At 68.5% G+C, this 17,482-nt stretch carries 15 protein-coding genes and 8 pseudogenes; 14 read left to right on the forward strand and 9 right to left on the reverse strand.

Annotation, left to right across the window (positions count from 1 at the left end):
• Positions 1 to 30: 30 nt before the first annotated feature.
• Entirely contained in the window at positions 31 to 1,263 is a 1,233-nt protein-coding gene (locus FNH04_RS05765; protein ID WP_152780970.1) for a DUF1015 family protein, read from the forward strand.
• Positions 1,264 to 1,310: 47 nt separating this feature from the next.
• A pseudogene (locus FNH04_RS49325) lies at positions 1,311 to 1,601 on the forward strand (transposase); the annotation flags it as partial.
• Positions 1,602 to 1,682: 81 nt separating this feature from the next.
• Here FNH04_RS49325 and FNH04_RS05775 read toward each other — a convergent pair.
• Both FNH04_RS05775 and FNH04_RS05780 read right to left on the reverse strand, forming a co-directional pair.
• Positions 1,683 to 2,381 (reverse strand): HNH endonuclease family protein, encoded by a 699-nt coding sequence (locus tag FNH04_RS05775; protein ID WP_228031171.1) that lies wholly within the window; start codon positions 2,379 to 2,381, stop codon positions 1,683 to 1,685.
• 155 nt (positions 2,382 to 2,536) lie between these two features.
• A pseudogene (locus FNH04_RS05780) lies at positions 2,537 to 2,842 on the reverse strand (CorA family divalent cation transporter); the annotation flags it as partial.
• On the opposite strand from FNH04_RS05780, the pseudogene FNH04_RS05785 reads away from it, so the two are divergent.
• A pseudogene (locus FNH04_RS05785) lies at positions 2,833 to 3,264 on the forward strand (transporter associated domain-containing protein); the annotation flags it as partial. The pseudogenes FNH04_RS05780 and FNH04_RS05785 overlap by 10 nt on opposite strands.
• Positions 3,265 to 3,706: 442 nt before the next feature.
• On the forward strand, positions 3,707 to 4,123 hold the full coding sequence (locus FNH04_RS05790) for a hypothetical protein (RefSeq protein ID WP_152780974.1): 417 nt from the start codon (positions 3,707 to 3,709) through the stop codon (positions 4,121 to 4,123).
• A 10-nt stretch (positions 4,124 to 4,133) separates the two neighbouring features.
• Here FNH04_RS05790 and FNH04_RS05795 read toward each other — a convergent pair whose 3' ends face one another.
• Positions 4,134 to 5,099, reverse strand: coding sequence for a helix-turn-helix transcriptional regulator (locus FNH04_RS05795; protein ID WP_322722634.1), 966 nt, complete (start codon positions 5,097 to 5,099; stop codon positions 4,134 to 4,136).
• Between the two features lie 93 nt (positions 5,100 to 5,192).
• On the opposite strand from FNH04_RS05795, the gene FNH04_RS05800 reads away from it, so the two are divergent.
• The 6 genes and pseudogenes from FNH04_RS05800 to FNH04_RS05825 all read left to right on the forward strand — a co-directional run.
• The gene (locus tag FNH04_RS05800) at positions 5,193 to 5,558 is read left to right on the forward strand and encodes a VOC family protein (RefSeq protein ID WP_152780976.1); all 366 of its coding nucleotides are present in this window, start codon (positions 5,193 to 5,195) and stop codon (positions 5,556 to 5,558) included.
• A gap of 255 nt (positions 5,559 to 5,813) precedes the next feature.
• Positions 5,814 to 5,936 (forward strand): hypothetical protein, encoded by a 123-nt coding sequence (locus FNH04_RS48550; protein ID WP_265580006.1) that lies wholly within the window; start codon positions 5,814 to 5,816, stop codon positions 5,934 to 5,936.
• A 303-nt stretch (positions 5,937 to 6,239) separates the two neighbouring features.
• A complete protein-coding gene (locus tag FNH04_RS05805) occupies positions 6,240 to 6,728 on the forward strand; it encodes a hypothetical protein (RefSeq protein WP_228031172.1) in 489 nt (162 codons plus the stop codon).
• Positions 6,729 to 7,197: 469 nt separating this feature from the next.
• Positions 7,198 to 7,608 carry a hypothetical protein gene (locus FNH04_RS47385; protein ID WP_228031173.1) on the forward strand — a complete coding sequence of 137 codons (411 nt, stop codon included), beginning with the start codon at positions 7,198 to 7,200 and terminating at the stop codon, positions 7,606 to 7,608.
• 570 nt (positions 7,609 to 8,178) lie between these two features.
• Entirely contained in the window at positions 8,179 to 8,823 is a 645-nt protein-coding gene (locus tag FNH04_RS05820; RefSeq protein WP_228031174.1) for a Mu transposase domain-containing protein, read from the forward strand.
• A gap of 25 nt (positions 8,824 to 8,848) precedes the next feature.
• Positions 8,849 to 9,208: pseudogene (locus FNH04_RS05825) on the forward strand (ATP-binding protein); the annotation flags it as partial.
• Positions 9,209 to 9,229: 21 nt separating this feature from the next.
• Here the strand turns inward: FNH04_RS05825 and FNH04_RS05830 are convergent.
• The gene (locus FNH04_RS05830; protein WP_322722635.1) at positions 9,230 to 9,619 is read right to left on the reverse strand and encodes a DUF6069 family protein; all 390 of its coding nucleotides are present in this window, start codon (positions 9,617 to 9,619) and stop codon (positions 9,230 to 9,232) included.
• Positions 9,616 to 10,227 (reverse strand): TetR/AcrR family transcriptional regulator, encoded by a 612-nt coding sequence (locus FNH04_RS05835; RefSeq protein WP_152780978.1) that lies wholly within the window; start codon positions 10,225 to 10,227, stop codon positions 9,616 to 9,618. Before FNH04_RS05835 ends, FNH04_RS05830 begins: the two co-directional genes overlap by 4 nt.
• Positions 10,228 to 10,575: 348 nt before the next feature.
• Between FNH04_RS05835 and FNH04_RS47390 the strand changes: the two are divergent.
• Together FNH04_RS47390 and FNH04_RS47395 are read left to right on the forward strand one after the other, a co-directional pair.
• Positions 10,576 to 11,226, forward strand: a pseudogene (locus FNH04_RS47390) (ISL3 family transposase); the annotation flags it as partial.
• Positions 11,227 to 11,446: 220 nt separating this feature from the next.
• A complete protein-coding gene (locus tag FNH04_RS47395) occupies positions 11,447 to 12,139 on the forward strand; it encodes a transposase (RefSeq protein ID WP_228031175.1) in 693 nt (230 codons plus the stop codon).
• Positions 12,140 to 12,148: 9 nt separating this feature from the next.
• Here the strand turns inward: FNH04_RS47395 and FNH04_RS05845 are convergent, their stop codons facing one another.
• Positions 12,149 to 12,427, reverse strand: a complete 279-nt coding sequence (locus FNH04_RS05845) for a hypothetical protein (protein WP_194236569.1) — start codon at positions 12,425 to 12,427, stop codon at positions 12,149 to 12,151.
• 125 nt (positions 12,428 to 12,552) lie between these two features.
• Here FNH04_RS05845 and FNH04_RS05850 point away from each other — a divergent pair.
• Positions 12,553 to 12,828 (forward strand): annotated as a pseudogene (locus tag FNH04_RS05850) (Tn3 family transposase); the annotation flags it as partial.
• Positions 12,829 to 12,883: 55 nt separating this feature from the next.
• Here the strand turns inward: FNH04_RS05850 and FNH04_RS05855 are convergent.
• Positions 12,884 to 14,104 carry an MFS transporter gene (locus FNH04_RS05855; RefSeq protein WP_152780982.1) on the reverse strand — a complete coding sequence of 407 codons (1,221 nt, stop codon included), beginning with the start codon at positions 14,102 to 14,104 and terminating at the stop codon, positions 12,884 to 12,886.
• Between the two features lie 143 nt (positions 14,105 to 14,247).
• Positions 14,248 to 15,221, reverse strand: a pseudogene (locus FNH04_RS05860) (tyrosine-type recombinase/integrase).
• A gap of 85 nt (positions 15,222 to 15,306) precedes the next feature.
• On the opposite strand from FNH04_RS05860, the pseudogene FNH04_RS05865 reads away from it, so the two are divergent.
• Positions 15,307 to 15,957: pseudogene (locus tag FNH04_RS05865) on the forward strand (CBS domain-containing protein); the annotation flags it as partial.
• Between the two features lie 295 nt (positions 15,958 to 16,252).
• Here the strand turns inward: FNH04_RS05865 and FNH04_RS05870 are convergent.
• Positions 16,253 to 17,311 (reverse strand): PucR family transcriptional regulator, encoded by a 1,059-nt coding sequence (locus FNH04_RS05870; protein ID WP_322722636.1) that lies wholly within the window; start codon positions 17,309 to 17,311, stop codon positions 16,253 to 16,255.
• Positions 17,312 to 17,482: the final 171 nt, after the last annotated feature.

Genomic DNA, 17,482 nt, shown 5'->3' on the forward strand with positions numbered 1-17,482 from the left:
TGCCGGACCGCGCCTCAAGAGGAGTGATCAATGCCCACCCCTGCCGTTCCGGGACAGCAACCGACACCGCTGCGGCTCCGCTCCTTTCGAGCGGTGCGCTACGACGAGGACCGTGTCGGTGACCTGTCCCGTCTTCTGGCCCCACCCCACGACGAACTCAGCCTGGAACAGGTACGAGCTCTGCGCGCCCACCCTCACCACATCGCCCGCCTGATCCACACCCACGAGCCGCGGGCCACCGCCCGCCACCTGCGACGCTGGCTCAACCGCGGCGTCCTCCGGCGGGACGAGCGGCCCGCCGTCTACGTCTACCAGCAGCAACGGGGCGCCCGAATCCTGCAGCGCGGCCTGATCGGCGACCTCGTGCTGCCGCCTCAAGGAGGCAACGCCGAAGGCGTGTTACTGCCCCACGAAGGCGTGTCTCCCCACGTGGTGCGGCAGCGCGCCGCGCACATGTCCGGTCTGCGCGCCCAGTTGGAGCCGCTGCTGCTGACGTACCGCGGTACGGAGTCGACGGCGGCACAGGTCATGGAGCACGTCACCCGCCGCACGCCGACGGCGGTCGCCCGGCTCGGGGACATCACCCACACGCTATGGGCCTGCCACGACGAGGAGGAGGCCTCGCTGGTGACCAGCGGCCTGCCCCGGGGCGGAGCCCTCATCGCGGACGGCCACCATCGATACGCCGCCCTCCGGCACCTGGGCGCGAAGCCCGGGGGCTTCTGGGGGAGCAGCCTCGCGCTTCTGGTCGACACCGTCACGTATCCTCTCCGGCTCTCCGCGATCCACCGGGTCATACCCGGGCTCGACCCGGAGAAGGCGGCCTCCGTGGCGGCCGAGGTGGCCCGCGTCCGGCCCCTGCCCGAAGGACCACGACCACCTTGCCCGGGCGAGCTCGTCCTCGCCGGCGCGGGACAGGCGTGGACGGTCACCGACCCCCAGCCCGAGGCGCTGCGCGAAGCCCTGGCCACCCACCCACCCGAGTGGGCCACGCTCCCCGCCGCCGTCAGCGACCACCTGCTGCTGGCCGACGCCTGGTCGGTGACTGATCTGCCAGGCGCTGTGCGGTACGTCCACAACGCCGGCAGGGCGGTCGAGGACGTGGCCACGCCCGGCAATGGCGTCGCCCTCCTGCTACCCCCGATCACGGAGGACCAAGTGCGCGAACTGGCCGGTGCCGGAGTGCTGCTGCCCCGCAAGTCCACCTCGTTCGGTCCGAAGCCGGCGGCGGGGCTGGCGCTTCGCGTCCTGGATCCGCAGTGAACCGCCCCGGGTGAAGTGGAGACTCGATTCCATGTAGGGATTGAGCCATGGCACGACCCTCCCGTTACCCGCTTGAGCTGCGCCGTCGCGCGGTGCGCATGGTCGCCGAAGTCCGCGGTGACTACCCGAACGAGACAGCCGCTTTGCAGGCGGTCGCGGACAAGCTCGACATCGGTTCCCGCGAGACGCTGCGGAACTGGGTGAAGCAGCACGACATCGACGCGGGGACACGTCCGGGGACGACGACGGAGGAGCCTGCCCAGCTCAAGGCGTTGAAGAAGGAGAACGCCGAGCTGAAGCGGGCGAACGAGATCCTTAAGGGCGCGGCGAGCGGGCTCAACGAACACTGGATGACTTCCGGTCGCGCCGCCGGGTCCGGGAGGCCGCAGTCGCTGCCGCACCGCGGGTGGTCCCGGCCGTCAGGGGCAGGTGTCCAGCATGGAGTTCAGCGCGGCCTTCTCCTTCTCGGTGACCGAGAGCCCGTAGGTGAACTTCACATGGGTCCAAGCCCTGCTGTACACGCAGTGGTAGGCGGCGTTCGGCGGGACCCACTGGTCGGGAGACTTATTCCCTTTGGACCAGTTGGCATGGGTTGAGACGGCGAGGAGTTGCGTGGTGGAGAGGTCGTTGGCGAACTTGTGGCGCCGTGCCGGGCTCCACTTGTCCGCTCCCGAGCGCCATGCGTTGGCCAGCGGCACGACGTGATCGACGTGAACCTCTGAGGCGGTGGTGAGGATCCGGTCGTCGTAGGGGCTGTGCCAGTGCTGTGATGCCGTCCGGGCGCGCGTGTCCGGGCTCACGGCCTTGGCGTCGCGACGGAGCACGGCTTCCTGGATTTTGGGCCAGCGGTTCTCGGCGGCCCAGTGCTCGAACTTGTCTCTGCTGTAGCCCTCCAGTGGGTGCGGAGCCTCGACGGTGAGGGCCGCGAGCTCCTTGCGGACCACCTCGGCAGGTGGCGGCTCAGGGACTACTTGCGGCAGGTCGGACAGTGAGGTCGAGTGTGGTGCGGGAGGTTGGAGCAGGGCCACGGCCAGTGCGACCGGGATGGGAAGGAACGCAGCAGCCAAGGCGCAGGTCACGGCGAGGCGGCTTGACGGCATGATGCGGAATGTGCTCATACAGCGATTTTTATACCCTTCCTGTCAATCAGTCCCCGTGGCTCACTCGAAGTGATGAAAAGCCATGAAAGCTGAACAATGGTGCAGTGGTGAGAAGTGGTAGGTCGATGCGTCGAGGCCGAACACCGGGACCCTGGGCCGCGGTCGTGGTCTGGTCAGAGGCAGTTGTGACGCTTGAAGGCGATGTAGATGCCTCCGGAGATCGCCGCCATCAGCGAGATGGCGAACGGGTAGCCGAAAATCCAGTGCAGCTCGGGGATGTTGTCGAAGTTCATGCCGTAGATCGCCCCTACCAGCGTCGGTGCGAGCAGAACGGGGTCGACACGCTCACTGGTCTGACTGACGTGGTCGGCCACGTCGCGAAGATATCGCTGGAGTTCCTCACTCGCGTCGCGGTGGGCGAACTCGGCCATCAGTTCCTTGAGCGCGCTGACAAGTGGGCGGGTCGCGTGCTGGAACTCTCGTACCGGAGACACCGCCCGTCGACCGACTCCATGTGCGGTTGCGCAACAAGTCCACCATGGCCGTCGTCATCGATGAGTACGGCGCCACTGCCGGAGTCGTGACCGTCGAGGACATCGTCGGTGAGGTCCGCGACGAACACGACCGGGAGGAGCAACCCGAGCTGGTGCTCACCGGTCTTTCCCCCGACGGCCGGACGGGATGGGACGTGGATGGGGGTGTGCGCCTGGACCAGCTCACGCACGTGATCGGCCTGACAGCTCCGGACGGGCCGTACGAGACAGTCGCAGGCCTGATCGCCACCCGCCTGGAGCGCATCCCCGTCGAGGGAGACACCGTCCACATCGATGGCTGGGAGCTGACCGTGCTCGGCATCGACCACCACCGGGCGGACCGCGTCCGCATCACCGCTCCACCCCCGGTCGCCGACGAACGAGGAAGGCGTCCGATGACCACCATCCAGCTGGCTGATCGGCGCGCTCACCCTGCTGACCAACCTTCTTCGTCGGTGCCGAGCGAGAGAAGCGGGCCCGCACCGTACTGTGGGGCCTGGAACACCTCACCGCGGTGCTGGCCACCGCCCAGCTCGGCATCACCGTCTCGTCGCTGCGCGTTCGCCGGGCTGGTTGGTGCTTTGACCTGGGGTGATTGAGCGTCAGAGCCTTCGCGGGTCGTTATTGTCGATCTTCGGAGAGCTGTTGTGGCGGTCGAGTTCCTGACGGATGAGCAGGCGGTTATCTGGACCTTTCTGGTTCACCAACCGTGCTGAACTGGCCTCTTACGTGGCTGACGGTGTCAGCTTCGTCTCCGTAGAGTTGTCCACTACGGGAGCCGACACCGCACGAAAGGGAGGATCCGCCTGCATGACGACCCAACCGTCTGAACGCACCCTCACCTACGCAGAAGATCTGAGGCCCGAGGACGTCCGGGCTCTGGAGACGTTCCTCAACGCACAGCTGGGACGGGTGTACGAAGAGGTCGGCGAGACGGGTGAGACGTCCTTCGCCATGCGGTCTCTGCTCCGCCTGGTCTGCGACTCGGCCGGGCTCCTGCACGAGCTGCTCGTGGTGGAGCGGCCCGAGAGGTGGCAGCGGGCCACAATCGTGCGCGAGTGGCAGCGGCTACGCAGTACGGCCCATGAGTTCAACCACTGCGAGGGCTACGTCCATGGGCGCTGGTGGAACCAGGTACGACACTTCAACGCCTCCGACGAGACCGCGGAACAGGACCGGATCCGCCTGTTCGCCGATGCCGGGCCATACCCCGAAACCGGACACTAGCTGTTGCGGGTCAGGACGTTGGTGACGGCGCATAGTGGTGGGCAAGATTGGTGGCGAGGTCGCGGAGGTGAGCCCTGGCTTCGGTGGGGCCGTGCACAGTGATGGCGCTCCCGAACGGCAGTAGTGCTCGCACGTCCTCCAGATGCAGGAAGCGGATCGTTACCTTGCGGCCGGTGGCGGATTCCTCATGGTCGTCCCAGACGAGTCGTAGGCCAAAGATCCGTTGCGCCCGCTCGATCTGGGTCTGGTCGATGGTGGCGCTGACCTCTATCGCGTGGTTGTGTTCCCACTGATCAATGAGCGCTGCAGCGACGGTGGCCAGGGTCTGGCTCTCGCGGATCCGTCGTGGCTGGTCGGCTTCTTTCCACGTCGTGATGCGTTCGAGTCGGTACATCCGTGGCACTCGGGCGCAGTCGGCGACGAGGTACCAGATGCCGGCCTTGGCGAGCAGCCCGTAGGGATCCACGACCAGGTCGCGTGGGCCTGACTCGCGTGGGCTGTCGTACTCGATCCGTAGCCGGCGACCTCGCCGCACTGCGCCGATCAGCGAAGCCGGAGTCGTGCCGAAAGCTCGTGCCTGACGCCAGGGACGGCTGTCCACGTGCACTACGTCGGTGAGCGGCAGGAGCTCATGAACTCGACGTGGCTGTGTAGCGGCGATCTTGGAGAGCGCGCGCCGGCTTTCGACCGATGCGTTGAGCTCCGCACGTTGCTTCTCATCCAGCCCGGTGAGCGACAGATGATCACGCTCGCCCGGTGTGAGTCGCGTGAGGTCGAGTCCGGATCCGGGCAGCATGGTCACGCCTCCGAGGCGGCCCCGGTGTGCGGTCACCGGCAGACCGGCGTCGCGGAGCCAGTTCAGATCTCGGGTGATGGTTCGAAGGGACACCCCGAGCGCTGAGGCGAGCTCCTGTGTGGTCACGGCATCCCTCGATGTGAGGAGCAGCATCAGGGCGAAGAAGCGATCCGGGGTCACCCACCAATTTTCTCAGCGAATTGCGACACGATGCGGCGCATATCCCGGTCAGGCTGGTGGATGCGTACCTACGACCTGTGAGAAGGAACAACCATGACCAGATCCGTCGTGTCCATCGTCTACGTGAACGACGCTCCCACCGCAGCTCGTTTCTACGGCGACCTCCTCGGCATGAGCCCCTCGTTCGAGACTTCGGGATACATCACCTTCGACCTCGGGCCAGGCGCTGACCTCGGTGTGTGGTCCGGCCAGTTCGAGGATCTGTCACCGGACGTCCCGCGCACCAGTGAGGTGTGCCTGGCCATCGGCGGTGGACCCGACGAGGTCAACGCGATCTTTGAGCAGTGGAAGTCCAAGGGGGTCACGATCCTGCGGGAGCCTCATGATGCGGGGTTCGGGCTGACCTTCGTCGCAGCCGATCCTGACGGGAACCGTATCCGCGTCGCACCGCGGGGCTGAAAGGCCGCAATGCGGCAGGCGCGCACGGTAGGTGTCGCGCCTGCCGTCGTCCGACGTTATCTAGGGTGCAGAGACATTCCGCGCAGGTCAGGCACCCTGATCTGGTGTCAGGCAAGTAAGGCAAGTGCGGCTTGGCATGGTCCGGGAGGGTGTTTCGACCGAGACAACGGTCCGCGCCTCCGGGCTAGTCTCCGGCGTGCCCATTCCGGCCGCCCTTTTGGAGTCCTCATGCCGCCCACACCCGACCGCACTCACGTGATCGTCACCGCCGGCCTTTCGGCCGTCGTCGCAGGCCTGGCCGTTGTCATTGCCCCTGAACTGCTGCCGGTGCTAGCCCTGGCCGTCACCGTGTTCGCGGTGATGATCTCCCTGCTGTAGGTGCGCTCCGGGCGGTCGCGCCGACTACGAACGCGTCGTAGTCATCAGCCGGGAAACCCAGATCCGCGCGAGGCCCGCCAGGCCCCCTAGCCGGAGGCAGCAGCAACAGGGAGGCCCGTGGGTCACATCGTCACCAACGTGCCGAACATGCCTGAACACCCCGCTGATACCTGTCAGGCAGGGTCTTGTCGGCGGTCAAGGAATTTCCCAGTTGTGAGGGGTTGAGCGTCACGGAATTCCTCACCCTCACGGTCACGAGTCCCCATGGGGATGGCGGTCGCGGGGAGTTGAGAGACTCCCGGTATGGGATCTTGGGGAACCTTGGGGCCGGCATTGTTGTCTCTGGCCGGTGTCGCACTCGGCGCCGGCGGGTCGATCTTCGGCCAGTACCTCGTGTCGCGAGCGAGTACCCGGCAGCTCGAAGTACAGGAATCAGCCGCGCACCGTGCAGAGTTGAAGAACGCGGTCCTGAAGTTCCTCGGCATTGCGTCGCAGGTGGAGAAGGCAGCGCTCACTCGCCTGGTCAGTGATGGCACGCCAGACGATGCGGTGCTCGACCGACTCGTCGATGACCTGTGGCTCGCACAGGCGGAGATCGACCTGGCGGCCAGGAGTGAGCCCCTGCGAGGCTCTGCCTATCGCTATGCGTTTTCCCTGGTGCAGGCAGCCCAGGGCGAGATAGCAGACTCCTCTGCGCTGCGCGGGCCGCAGGCGCAGTTCATGGACGCCGCGTATGACGACATGTGGCCCGGCCAGCGGCGGGCAACCGGGGATTCGGTCGCACCTCGGTGAGGCGGACAGAGGGATTCCGCATGTCGGGCGGTTTGAGCGCCATGTGGGCATTCATGAAGATTCCTCCTGATTGACCATGGGTAGCGCGGAGGTCGGGATCGAGGGACCTGGTCGTCGCGGAGCTGCTCATGTTCCTCGTCCCGTGGTTCTGATGGCCGATGGGCAGCCCGGATGGCGAGGAGAACGTTCGTCGTGGTCGACATCACCGAGATCTACGTCCACTGGTACGCAGGCCGCTCGAAGAGCGCGCTGGCCGCGTCGCTGGGGGTGGACCGCAAGACCGTCAGGAAGTACCTGGCCCCGGCGGAGGGGTCCGGGATCACCCCGGGCGGCCCGCCGATGAGCGAGGCCGACTGGGCCGGGCTGATCGAGGGCTGGTTCCCCCGGCCTCGTCGACAGGAGACTGCGGCAGGTCACCTGGTCCGACATCGACGAACACCGCGACTACATCAAGGACTTGCTGGGGACCGTGACGGTCTCCACGATCCACCAGCGGCTGCGGGACGAGCACAAACTCGCGTGGACCGAGGCGCACGTCGCGGCCTTCCGCGCACGCATGCAGCCTGGGGCGGACTACCTGGTCGCTCGCCGCCCTCGTCTGGGCATCGTGCTCGCGCGCACGGAGCCGGAACTGCACCTGCGGTTCATGGAGACCGCCCGCACGCTTGGCTTTCGCGACACCGTGGCCATGACGCAGTTCAACCTGTTGGCGCACTTCATCGCGCTGTTCGGCAGGCAGCCACACGAGCTGCAGCAAAGCGACTGGGACGAGGGACGTCGCAACTGCTGGAAGCAGCTCGCCGCATCCCAAACCGTGGCGTCAAGGCTCTGTCGACCGCCTTGTTCAACCTGGAAGCGACCCTGTTCCACTGCGAGTTGAGCGACCAGCTGCCTCGCCGACGCTCGCCGGACCGCGCCGACATGCGGGCCCGAGAATGGGGCCGTGTCCCAACTGGGATGGCGGACACGATGCAGCACTACCTGGGGCAGATCGCCGGAACGATGCGGCCGGGCACCGTGAAGAACGCCGAGCTGACGCTGCGGGAGTTCGCCCTGCTGATCGCTGCCGAAGACACGGGCGTCACCTGCGTCGCCGAGCTGAGGCGAGGGCACATCAAACGCTACCGGCAGTGGCTGCTGGAGCGTCCGGCCGCCCGCGGTGGCCCGCTACATCGGCACACCGTCCGTGACCGCCTCAGCAAGCTCCGCGGCTTCTTCCACCGCCTGGACGCGTGGGATGCTCCCGACCGTCCACCCCGCCAGCTGATCTTCGACAGTGACTTCCCGATCGCGGAAGAGCCGCTGCCCCGCATCCTCGACGACGCCGCGGCCGCCAAGCTGCTGGCCGCCGCCCGCCAAGACCCCGATCCGTTCGCCCGGCCGGCCATCGAGATCCTCGCCCGGACCGGGATGCGTCGCAGCGAGATGCTCGGCCCGGTCCAGGTCGCGGGTGGACCGCTACGGGCAGGTCAGTGTCCGTACCAACCGCTACTCGGTGCCGGTGCGGCTGATCGGACGGCGAGTGCGGGTCTTGCTGCACGCCTCCGAAGTGGTCATCTACGACGGCCGCGTGGAGGTTGCCCGGCACGAGCGCCTGGTCGCCAAGGGCGCCGTCCGGCTGGAGCGCGACCACTACCTGGAGGCCCTGGTGCGCAAGCCCGGCGCCCTGCCCGGGGCGACGGCGCTGGAACAGGCCCGCGCGGCAGGCAAGTCCACCCCGGTTCACGACGCCTGGTGGGAAGCGGTCCGCAAGGCTCACGGCGACGCCGAGGGAACCCGCGCGTTGATCGATGTCCTGCTGCTGCACCGGCACATGACGCACGATCACGTGGCGGTCGGCATCGCCGCCGCCCTGAAGGCCGGCGCTCTGACCGCGGACGTGGTCGCGCTGGAGGCCCGCAAGGCCGCCGACGCCGACCACCCCACCGCGGACGGCCCGCCGGATGACCCGCAGCCGTCGCCGGTGGCGTCGCTGACCGTCCGGCGGCTGGCCCGGCTGCCTGCCGACACCCGGCCGCTGCCGTCGCTGGCCGCCTACGACGCGCTGCTTCGACACCCTCCGCCCACCGCTCGTCAGAAGGGAGAACAGCCGTGACCGTCCAACGCCACCGCGGGCTGACAAGTACGTCCTGGCCACCAAGCTCGTCAACGAACTCGTCGAAGCCGCCGACGACAAGCAGCTGACCAAGATTGTCGCCCGTTACGGCCGCGTGGACCTTCTCGCCATAGACGAGCTGGGCTACATGGAACTGGACCGCCGCGGCGCCGAACTGCTGTTCCAAGTCCTGACCGAGCGGGAGCAGAAAGCCTCCGTGGCCATCGCCTCGAACGAATCGTTCGGAGGCTGGACGAAGACTTTCACCGACCCCCGGCTCTGCGCGGCAATCGTGGACCGGCTCACCTTCGGCGGCAACATCATCGAGACCGGCACCGACTCCTACCGCCTTGCCCATACCAAGAACCAGCAGGGCAGCGGCTAACCGCACACACGAGAACCCGGATTACCGGCCCGGGACCGCCCCTACCAGCCCCGGGATCAGCACCGCCGCCACCGCCAGGTGCATCAGAGCGAGGGAGATCCGGGTGCCGCCGTCCATGCCGTCGCCGATGAACGGCAGGAAGGACACGGCCAGTACGGCGCCGGCGACCCCGGTCCAGATGGCGCGGGCGCGCCCCGCCCCGAACCGTTCCAGGGCGGCCAGCAGTCCCCAGCCGGAGAGCGAGGCGAGCAGTGCGACGACCGCCACGGGCACGGCGCCGATGTCGAGCGTCTGCTCGCCGTCGGCGATCCGCAGCCGGTGCCCCAGCAGTGGGTCCGCGACCAGCCACACCAGGACCGGGGCCAGGACGGCCAGGGCCGTAACCCCCAGGCGCCTGCTCCGCGCGCTCACTTGGCGCCCCCCGAGAGCGCCCCGTGCAGGAAGACCTCCACCAGCTCCTGCGGGGTCAGGTCGGGCTCGTCCTCCGTACGCGGCTGGGTGAAGAGCAGTCCGAAGAAGAGGGCCGCAATCTGCTCCGGCGGTCGGCGCAGGGCGGCCTTGTCGGGCTCCAGCAGCTCCGCGAGGGCCGCGCGGATACGGGTCGTCGACTCGTCGCGGCCGGCGCCGCGCACCGTGCCGGGGTGCTTGCCGCCGCGATGCCCCAGCGAGCCGGCGATCGCGCCCATCCTGGACATGTGCGCCTGCAGCGCCTCGGCCGCCTCCGCGAGCCGGTCGGGCAGCGGCTGGGATACGTCGATCGCGTCGAGCTCGCGGACCGCGTGCTCAGGGGAGAGCGCCTCGGCCATGCACGCCTGCAGCAGCTCGTCCTTGTCGGCGAAGACCCGGAAGATCGTGCCCTCGCCGATGCCCGCGGCGCGGGCGATCTTCGCGGTCGTCACCGCGGCGCCGTACTCGGCGATCAGCGGGATCGCGGTCTGGATGATCATTTCGCGGCGCTGCTCCGGTGACATGCCAGGGGCGCGGCGGCGGGTGGTCTGGTTCTCCTTAGGTGCTGTCATGACCGCGAGAATACGGAGTGAGTACTCACTCCGTCAATGAGTGAGTACTCACTCCGCTCGCTTTTCCTGCACTCGGCTGCTTGTCGATGGCAGCCCACCAAGATCACAACTACGGCTGGAGTACTTAAACCACACCCCGCGACGCGACGGTGGGGCCAAAATACGGGTCTGGCACAAGTTCCGTGCGTCGGTGACGCCTTGTAATTGTTGATCTTCCTTCGTGTGGTGTGCAAGTCGCCTCGAAATCGTTCCTCGTACGGGTGACACGGCGGACATTCGGTGGCCGTGAACGAGGTGCGGTCCTATTTGCAGGAGTTGTTGTTCCCATCGGTCTCCGGCGTCGCCGTCGTGGCCGTCCATGCGGACGGCGCGGCGATACACGTCGAGGCCCGGTGCACGCCCACCGGGGCCGCCTGCCCTGACTGCGCCCACTGGACGGAACGCGTTCACAGCTCCTACCTGCGGTTTCCCGCAGACCTGCCCGCTGCCGGACGGAGCGCGCAACTCGCGTTGCGGGTCCGGCGGTTCTTCTGCACGGCCACGGCATGCGGTCGGCGAACGTTCGTGGAGCAGGTGCCGGGGCTGACCCGCCGCTACGGCCGGGTCACCGAGCGGCTACGGCAGACGATGAGTGCGATCGGGCTGGCCCTGGCCGGCCGGGCCGGTGCCCGTCTCGCCCAGGTCATGGGTATCGCGACCAGCCGCACCACGCTGCTGCGCCGGGTGATGGACCTGCCCGACCCGGCCGCGACGCAGCCCCGCGCCGTCGGCGTGGACGACTTCGCGCTCCGACGCGGTCACGTCTACGGAACGGTCGTGATCGACGCCGAGACCCACCAGGTCCTCGACCTGCTGCCCGAGCGCGACGCCGCCACCCTCGCCCCGTGGCTCGCGGCCCATCCCGGAATCGAGGTTATCTGCCGCGACCGCGCGGGCGCCTACGCCGAGGCGGCCAACACCGCCGCACCCCAGGCCCTCCAGGTCGCCGACCGGTTCCATCTCTGGCAGAACCTCACCTCCGCGGTCGAGAAAACCGTCGCCGACCACCGCTCCTGCCTGCGCGACCTGCCGCCACCCCACCCGGAACCCGAAGCCCGCATGGGAGACGCCCGCCGAGGCGGCACCCGGCCAGGACGCCGAAACGGACGACCCGACCGGCAAGTTCGCCGAACGGGCCCGCGCCCACCACGCCCTCGTCCACGATCTCCTCGCCCAGGGCATGGGCATCCGCCACATTGCCCGCCATCTGGGCTGGGGACGGCACACCGTCCAGCGGTACGCCCGCGCCGCCCGCTGGCAGGACATGGTCAAGGGCCGCAAGCGTCAACTCCCCAGCAAACTCGATCCGTTCAAGCCCTACCTAGCCCAACGTTGGGCCGAAACCGACGGAAAGGTGACCATCCTCGATCTTCACCGAGAGATCACCGCACGCGGCTTCCGCGGCCACTACTCCACCGTCCGCGACTGGGCCCGGCGCGACTTGCCCCGGCAGGAAGGCTTCACACCCGCCCCGCCACCGCCGTCGGTACGGAAGGTGACCGGCTGGCTCACCCGGCACCCCGCCACCCTCACCGAGGAGGAGAAGCTGCACCGCAAGGCCGTACTCGACCACTGCCCGGAACTGGCGTCCGCAGCTGAGCTGACCGGCTCGTTCGCGGAGATGCTCACGACACTCAGCGGCTCCGGCCTGCCCGCATGGATCATCGAGGCCACAGAGGCCAACCTGCCCGGCATTAGCAGCTTTGCGGCCGGCCTGAACAGCGACCTTGAGGCGGTGACCGCCGGACTGACCACCGACTGGAACTCCGGCCCGGTCGAAGGAGCCGTCAACCGGATCAAGATGCTCAAACGGCAGATGTTCGGCCGCGCAGGCTTTGGCCTCCTGCGCAAGCGGGTCCTGCTTGCCTCCTGAAGATCCCGGTCAGACCGCGTCCTCCACGAGCCCGAAGTCGTCCGGAAACTCTTCCAGAAACGCTCGCCGAGACGGATCGGCCTCCTCGCGCGCCATAGTGCCCAGCAGGTCGAGGAACTCGTCCCGCTGTTCACGCGACAGGTTGCTCACGATGTAGGCGACGCCCTCCAGGACCTTGACGGCATCATCCGGATCCATTTGCTCGTCTTCACAGCCGTCGATGAACCAGAGAACATCCACCAGGGCCTCGGCCAGGGCCCGCGTCAGGGAGGGGTATGCAGCAGGCATTGAGACGATCTCCCGGCAAGGCGGCGAACAAGGTCTGGCCATCTCATCACATGCCGCTGATGTCACGGCCAGTGACCGCCGCACGAAACTTGTGCCAGACCCCAACTCACGCTGTCGAAACCACCGGCCAGCTCTATCAGCGCTACCAGGACGGCATGGAGGACCAGATCGGCGCCTTGGGCCTGGTCCTGAACGCCCTCGTACTGTTCAACACCCGCTACATGGACGCCGCCCTCACTCAGCTCCGCGCCGACGGCTTCGACGTCCGCGACGAGGACGTCGCCCGCCTCTCCCCGTTCGTCCGCCACCACATCAACGTGCTGGGCCGGTACTCCTTCCAGCTCCCCGATCTGCCCGGCGGAATGCGGCCCCTCCGTGCCCTGGACGCTGTCGACGAGTAGCGAGACGCGGCGGGCGCGTCTGGCCGCGCCCGCCGCTCGCACCGTCGTGGGAACTCTATGCGTTGGCCGCCTGGACGCGGACGGCTCGGGCGCGGACCACGAAGGGCCGGGAGAAGACGGTGATGGCGATGGAGACGGCGGCCACAAAGGTGATGGCCGTGCCAGAAGTGAACTGCTGGGCAATGCCGCCAGCGATCGCGGCTCCGATACTTTGCCACGTCATCCGGCCAGCGGACTCAACTCCCTGGACCTGGCCACGGACCGGATCAGGGGTCAGCTCCAGAAGCTGCTCCTGGAGCGGCAGGGTGGCAGCGAAGCCGGCACTGGCGATGAACACCGCTGCTGTCGCCACCAGCACGGGCGGGTGGACGGCGAACAGCAGGTAGGGGCCGGCGAGCAGCAGTCGCAGGGCGAATGCGTAGCGGCGCCGCTGCTCGGCGCTGAACAGCCGCCCGACCGCAAGGTCACCGAGGAGCATGCCTGCCGATCCGGCGGCCAGGAAGACGCCGGCGTGATGGGGGGCGTAGGAGATGAACAGGGCCTCGCAGCCAACGATCAGGCCATTGGGGACCCACAGGTTCAGCAGCAGCGCGCGTTGGCCGGAGTGGGAGAAAAGCTCGATGTTCGTCGTCCAGGTCTGGCGCAGTCCAGGGCGACGGGTCAGACGGATCGAGCGTTCCCGGACCGTCACCGCCACAATGATCAATCCACCGCCGGTCAGGGCTGTCGCGACGGCGAAGACCTCCTGCGGGCTCAGGTACCGCAGCAGTACGGCGCCGATGGCATAGCAGAGAATGGCCATGCCTCCCGAGGTGATATTCATCAGCGAACGTGCCAGTGCATAGGCGGAGGTCGGCACCACCTCGGCGAGCAGCCCCATCCGTGTGCCCGTTCCCAGGGACTGGAAGAATCCCAGTACAAGGAGCAGACCGAACCGGGCGGCGAGCGGCAGCCCTGGAACCGCCTGTGCGGCAACACCTGCGAGCGAGACGCACTGGAGCGCGACGAGGGTCCGGCGAGGACGGCTTCCGTCCGCGACCGACATCAGTGTCAGCGCACCGAGTACCGTCGCGAAGGTGGCGCCGTACATGCTCACAGCGGTCAGGAACGGGGACTTGGTCTGCTGGTTGACCAGTGTGCCGAGCGCGAAGCCCGACATGGTGCTCGCGGCGACCGTCAGTGTGAAGCTGGCGTACAGGCCGACGAATTCACGGTTGCGGAGCAGGTCACGGTAGGTGGTGGGAGGTTTGCCGGAGGCAGATGTGTCAGAAGGCATGAAAAAAGCCTTCGCGCGCACCCAACTTGGGGCGCCGAAGGCCGACTGGTGGATTATAGCAAGTGCCCCAGTCCCACCACGGCCCGTATCGGACCGGGGAGACTCAGACGCGGATACGCACCGGTCTCGGCAGCACCGCACGTTCACCGGCGGCTGTCGCCAGGTGCGAGCAGACTGGTCAACTCCGAGATCGCCTCGGGGGACGGCTTGAAGTAGCGGCGCACGTTCTCCGGCTTCTTGTGCCTCGACTTCGCCATCAGCGTCAGCAGGGAGGCGCCCTGCTCGCCCAGGTGGGTCAGGGCGGAATGACGGTACTCGTGCAGGTCCCAGCCCGTCCCCGGCCCGCGCACGGCGGTGTGCTCGTCGAGCAGGGCGCGGGCCTGGCCATAGGAGAGTCGGGCCAGGCCGGTGTCCGGGCACACGTCGCGCGGGCTGACCACCTTCCCCGGGCAGGGGCGGCGATGGGTGACGAACACCGGCCCCCGGATACGGCCGCGCAGCAGCCGGGGCAAGAGCCGTGCGGTGCCGGCGTCCCAGTAGACGGTCTCCAACACGAAGTCCTCGCGCGCCTGCCCGCGGCGGCGGGCCTTGCTCCGGGCACCCTTGGCCTTCACCGGGCACCGGCGGGCGGCGAGGTCCAGGTCCTCGATGTTCACGCCGAGGATCTCCTCCGCGCGGGCGGCGGTCTCGTAGAGCATCCGCCACAGCGTCTTCTCCCGCAGATGGACCTCGCGCCGGGCGACGAGCCGGTCCAAGCCATCTTCGAGCGGGCCGGGATCTCGGAGTCGGGTACCGCCAGTCGCTTCGTCCAGGCCGGGACCGCCGGGCCGTCGTAGCCGTACTCCGCGCACCAGCCCAGCCAGGAGAGCACCGCCGCCCGGCGGGCGTTCCAGGTGTTGACCGCCGCAGTGCCCCACAGCAGTTCCAGGGCTTCGCCGATCTCGTCGTCTGCGACCGACCCGAGCGGGCGGGCCTCCCCGATCTGCTCGGCGGTCTTGCCGACGCCGGTCGAGTAGCTGCGGGCGGTGTTCGGGTTGCGGAGCGAGTCGAGGAAGGCGTCGGCCGCCGCACGGACGGTCAACGCCTTCCCGACCGGCAGCTGTACGGCGGTGGGCACCACTTCCCCCTTGCCGCAGATAACAGGGCCGCTTCACGTACGACCCGGAGAACGTCACCGCAGGTGACGAACCAAGCTCCCGCAGGCGCTGGCTGCGCCTGTCCAGACCTCACTCCTACTGGCGCCCGCGTTGGTGACTCTCACTCAGGCGCTGCAGCCGGTCGTCTTCGGCATCAACGCGTTCGCCAATGTTCTCCTGCGACTGCTCAAGGTCGAGACCAGGGACCATGTGGCCGTCGTCTTCACGGACGACCAACTCGCCCGCCTGGTGGAGGACTCCACCAAGGCCGGACTGATCGAGCCCAGCGGCAGCGAATGGCTACGGGACGCCCTCGAACTGGGCGGCCGACCCGTTGGCGAGATTCCCGCACCCGTGGAGCAGATGGTCACCGTCGACTGCTTCGTCACGCCGGACCAGCTCGAACGCGAGGCCGTCGCGACCGGCTACTCCCGTCTGCCCGTCACCGGCCCGGCCGGGAGCGTCCTGGGCTACCTCCACATCAAGGACACGATCGGCCTCGCCGGCCGCGACGAACCCTTCCCGCACGGCACACTGCGCCCGATCACGCGGGTCCAGGTCGACACCCCGCTGGATGACGCGCTGACCGCCATGCGAGCAGCCGAAACCCATAGGGCAGTCGTGGTCGGCAACACCGGTGCCGTCTTCGGCTTCGTCACCATGGAGGACGTCCTGGACGAACTCCTCGGGCCGGAGCCCGCGCCGGAAGCCGCCTGACCCGACCGAAGCCGGCCGCGCGGCGAAGTCGCTGAGGGGGAGACGGCCACTGTGGGCGGGAACCACCGCCGGTGTGTGGGCGGTTGAGCCGCACCGGGAAGCGTCCCGTGCGGGCGGTGGGCCGGTTGGTGATTGCGCTTGGTGCTCTCAACCATTGCGCGGGATCCGGTAACCGAGGGACGGGGAGAGAGGCATGATCGTGCGCAGGAGTTTCGTCCTGCCGATGTAGATCTCGGCCGCCCCGGCTATCGGGGCGAGGGCCGGGTGTCGGGGCGAGGGCCGGGTGTCGAGGGTGTCAGAGGTCCTTGGCGGGCCAGTCCAGCAGCCGGGCGCCGATGACCGCGGTCTGGAGCATGTAGCGGTGGGCGGGGTCGGCGGGGTTGGCGCCGGTGAGTTTGCGGATGCGTTCCAGGCGGTAGGTCAGGGCGCGCACGCTGAGGGTGAGGCGGCGGGCGGCCTCGGCGGCGACGCAGCCGGAGTCGAAGTACGCGGTGAGGGTGTCGAGGAGGGGCTGGGCGCCGCCGCGGGCCGTGGTGAGCGGGCCCAGGCTGTCCACGACGAGGTCGGCCATGGCCTGACGGTCGCGCGTCAGGACGGGATAGACGAGCAGGTCGGCGGCGCGCAGGACCGGGTCGTCTAGGTCGAGGCGCTCGGCGAGTTCGAGTGCGTTGAGCGCCTCTTCGTAGGACTGGACGACTCCGCCGGGGCCGGGCTGGGGGCGGCCGATGGCGACCCGCCCGCCGTCGGTCGAGGCGTGTGCCTGTTTGGCGAAGTAGGCGAGGACCTCGTCCTGGTGGCCGGGGGCGACGCACAGCAGGCGGCCGCCCTTGGTGGTGAGCAGGACGTTACGGTCGCCGAAGCGGGAGATGAGCGCCCGTTCCACCTGCCGGGGCACCGGGGCGCCCTCGTCGTAGGTGACCGGGCCCTGCGCGACGGCGACGGCGTGCGCGTGGGACAGGCGCAGGCCGAAGCGTTCGGCGCGTTCGGCGAGGCGGCCGAGGTCGCTGCGGCCGTAGAGGAGGTCGTCGATGAACTCGCGGCGGGCGGCCTCTTCCTGGCGTACGGCGAGAAGCTGGGCGCGTTCGTATCCCTCGGCGAAGGCATCGATGACCTGCTGCACGGCGGCGAGCGCGCCGTCGGCGGAGCGGGGCGTGCCGGGCCAGGCCGTGCGGGCGGCGGCCAGATGCGCGCTGACGAGGGCGCGCAGTCCGTGACCGGCCTCTGCGGCCTGCTCACCCAGGGCGCGGCGGGAGGCGATCTCGTCCCGGGTGAGGCGTCGCCCGGTGGCCGACACCTCGGCAAGGATCTCGGCGTAACCGTCCAGATACTGCTCGGGAAGTTCCCGGTCCGTCACATCGTCCCCCGCATCCTTGACGCGCCGGTAACGGCTTCTTGGCGGCCACCGGCATACAGACCCTAATGAACACTGCCGGGAACCGGCAATGCGCGGCCGGGACCGGATCGTGCAGCATGGCTGTGGGGAGCACGGCGGATGGAATCGGTGCCGGACACCGGCAGGTGCCCG

Origin of the sequence: Streptomyces phyllanthi, from assembly GCF_009377205.1 — a bacterium.
GTDB lineage: Bacteria > Actinomycetota > Actinomycetes > Streptomycetales > Streptomycetaceae > Streptomyces > Streptomyces phyllanthi.

What these genes read in the sequence shown, in the direction of transcription:
- FNH04_RS05765 (WP_152780970.1), top strand. Translation starts at nt 31, where the DNA reads ATGCCCACCCCTGCCGTTCCGGGACAGCAACCGACACCGCTGCGGCTC.
- FNH04_RS05775 (WP_228031171.1), bottom strand. Translation starts at nt 2,381, where the DNA reads ATGAGCACATTCCGCATCATGCCGTCAAGCCGCCTCGCCGTGACCTGC.
- FNH04_RS05790 (WP_152780974.1), top strand. Translation starts at nt 3,707, where the DNA reads ATGACGACCCAACCGTCTGAACGCACCCTCACCTACGCAGAAGATCTG.
- FNH04_RS05800 (WP_152780976.1), top strand. Translation starts at nt 5,193, where the DNA reads ATGACCAGATCCGTCGTGTCCATCGTCTACGTGAACGACGCTCCCACC.
- FNH04_RS05805 (WP_228031172.1), top strand. Translation starts at nt 6,240, where the DNA reads ATGGGATCTTGGGGAACCTTGGGGCCGGCATTGTTGTCTCTGGCCGGT.
- FNH04_RS05835 (WP_152780978.1), bottom strand. Translation starts at nt 10,227, where the DNA reads ATGACAGCACCTAAGGAGAACCAGACCACCCGCCGCCGCGCCCCTGGC.
- FNH04_RS47395 (WP_228031175.1), top strand. Translation starts at nt 11,447, where the DNA reads ATGGGCATCCGCCACATTGCCCGCCATCTGGGCTGGGGACGGCACACC.
- FNH04_RS05845 (WP_194236569.1), bottom strand. Translation starts at nt 12,427, where the DNA reads ATGCCTGCTGCATACCCCTCCCTGACGCGGGCCCTGGCCGAGGCCCTG.
- FNH04_RS05855 (WP_152780982.1), bottom strand. Translation starts at nt 14,104, where the DNA reads ATGCCTTCTGACACATCTGCCTCCGGCAAACCTCCCACCACCTACCGT.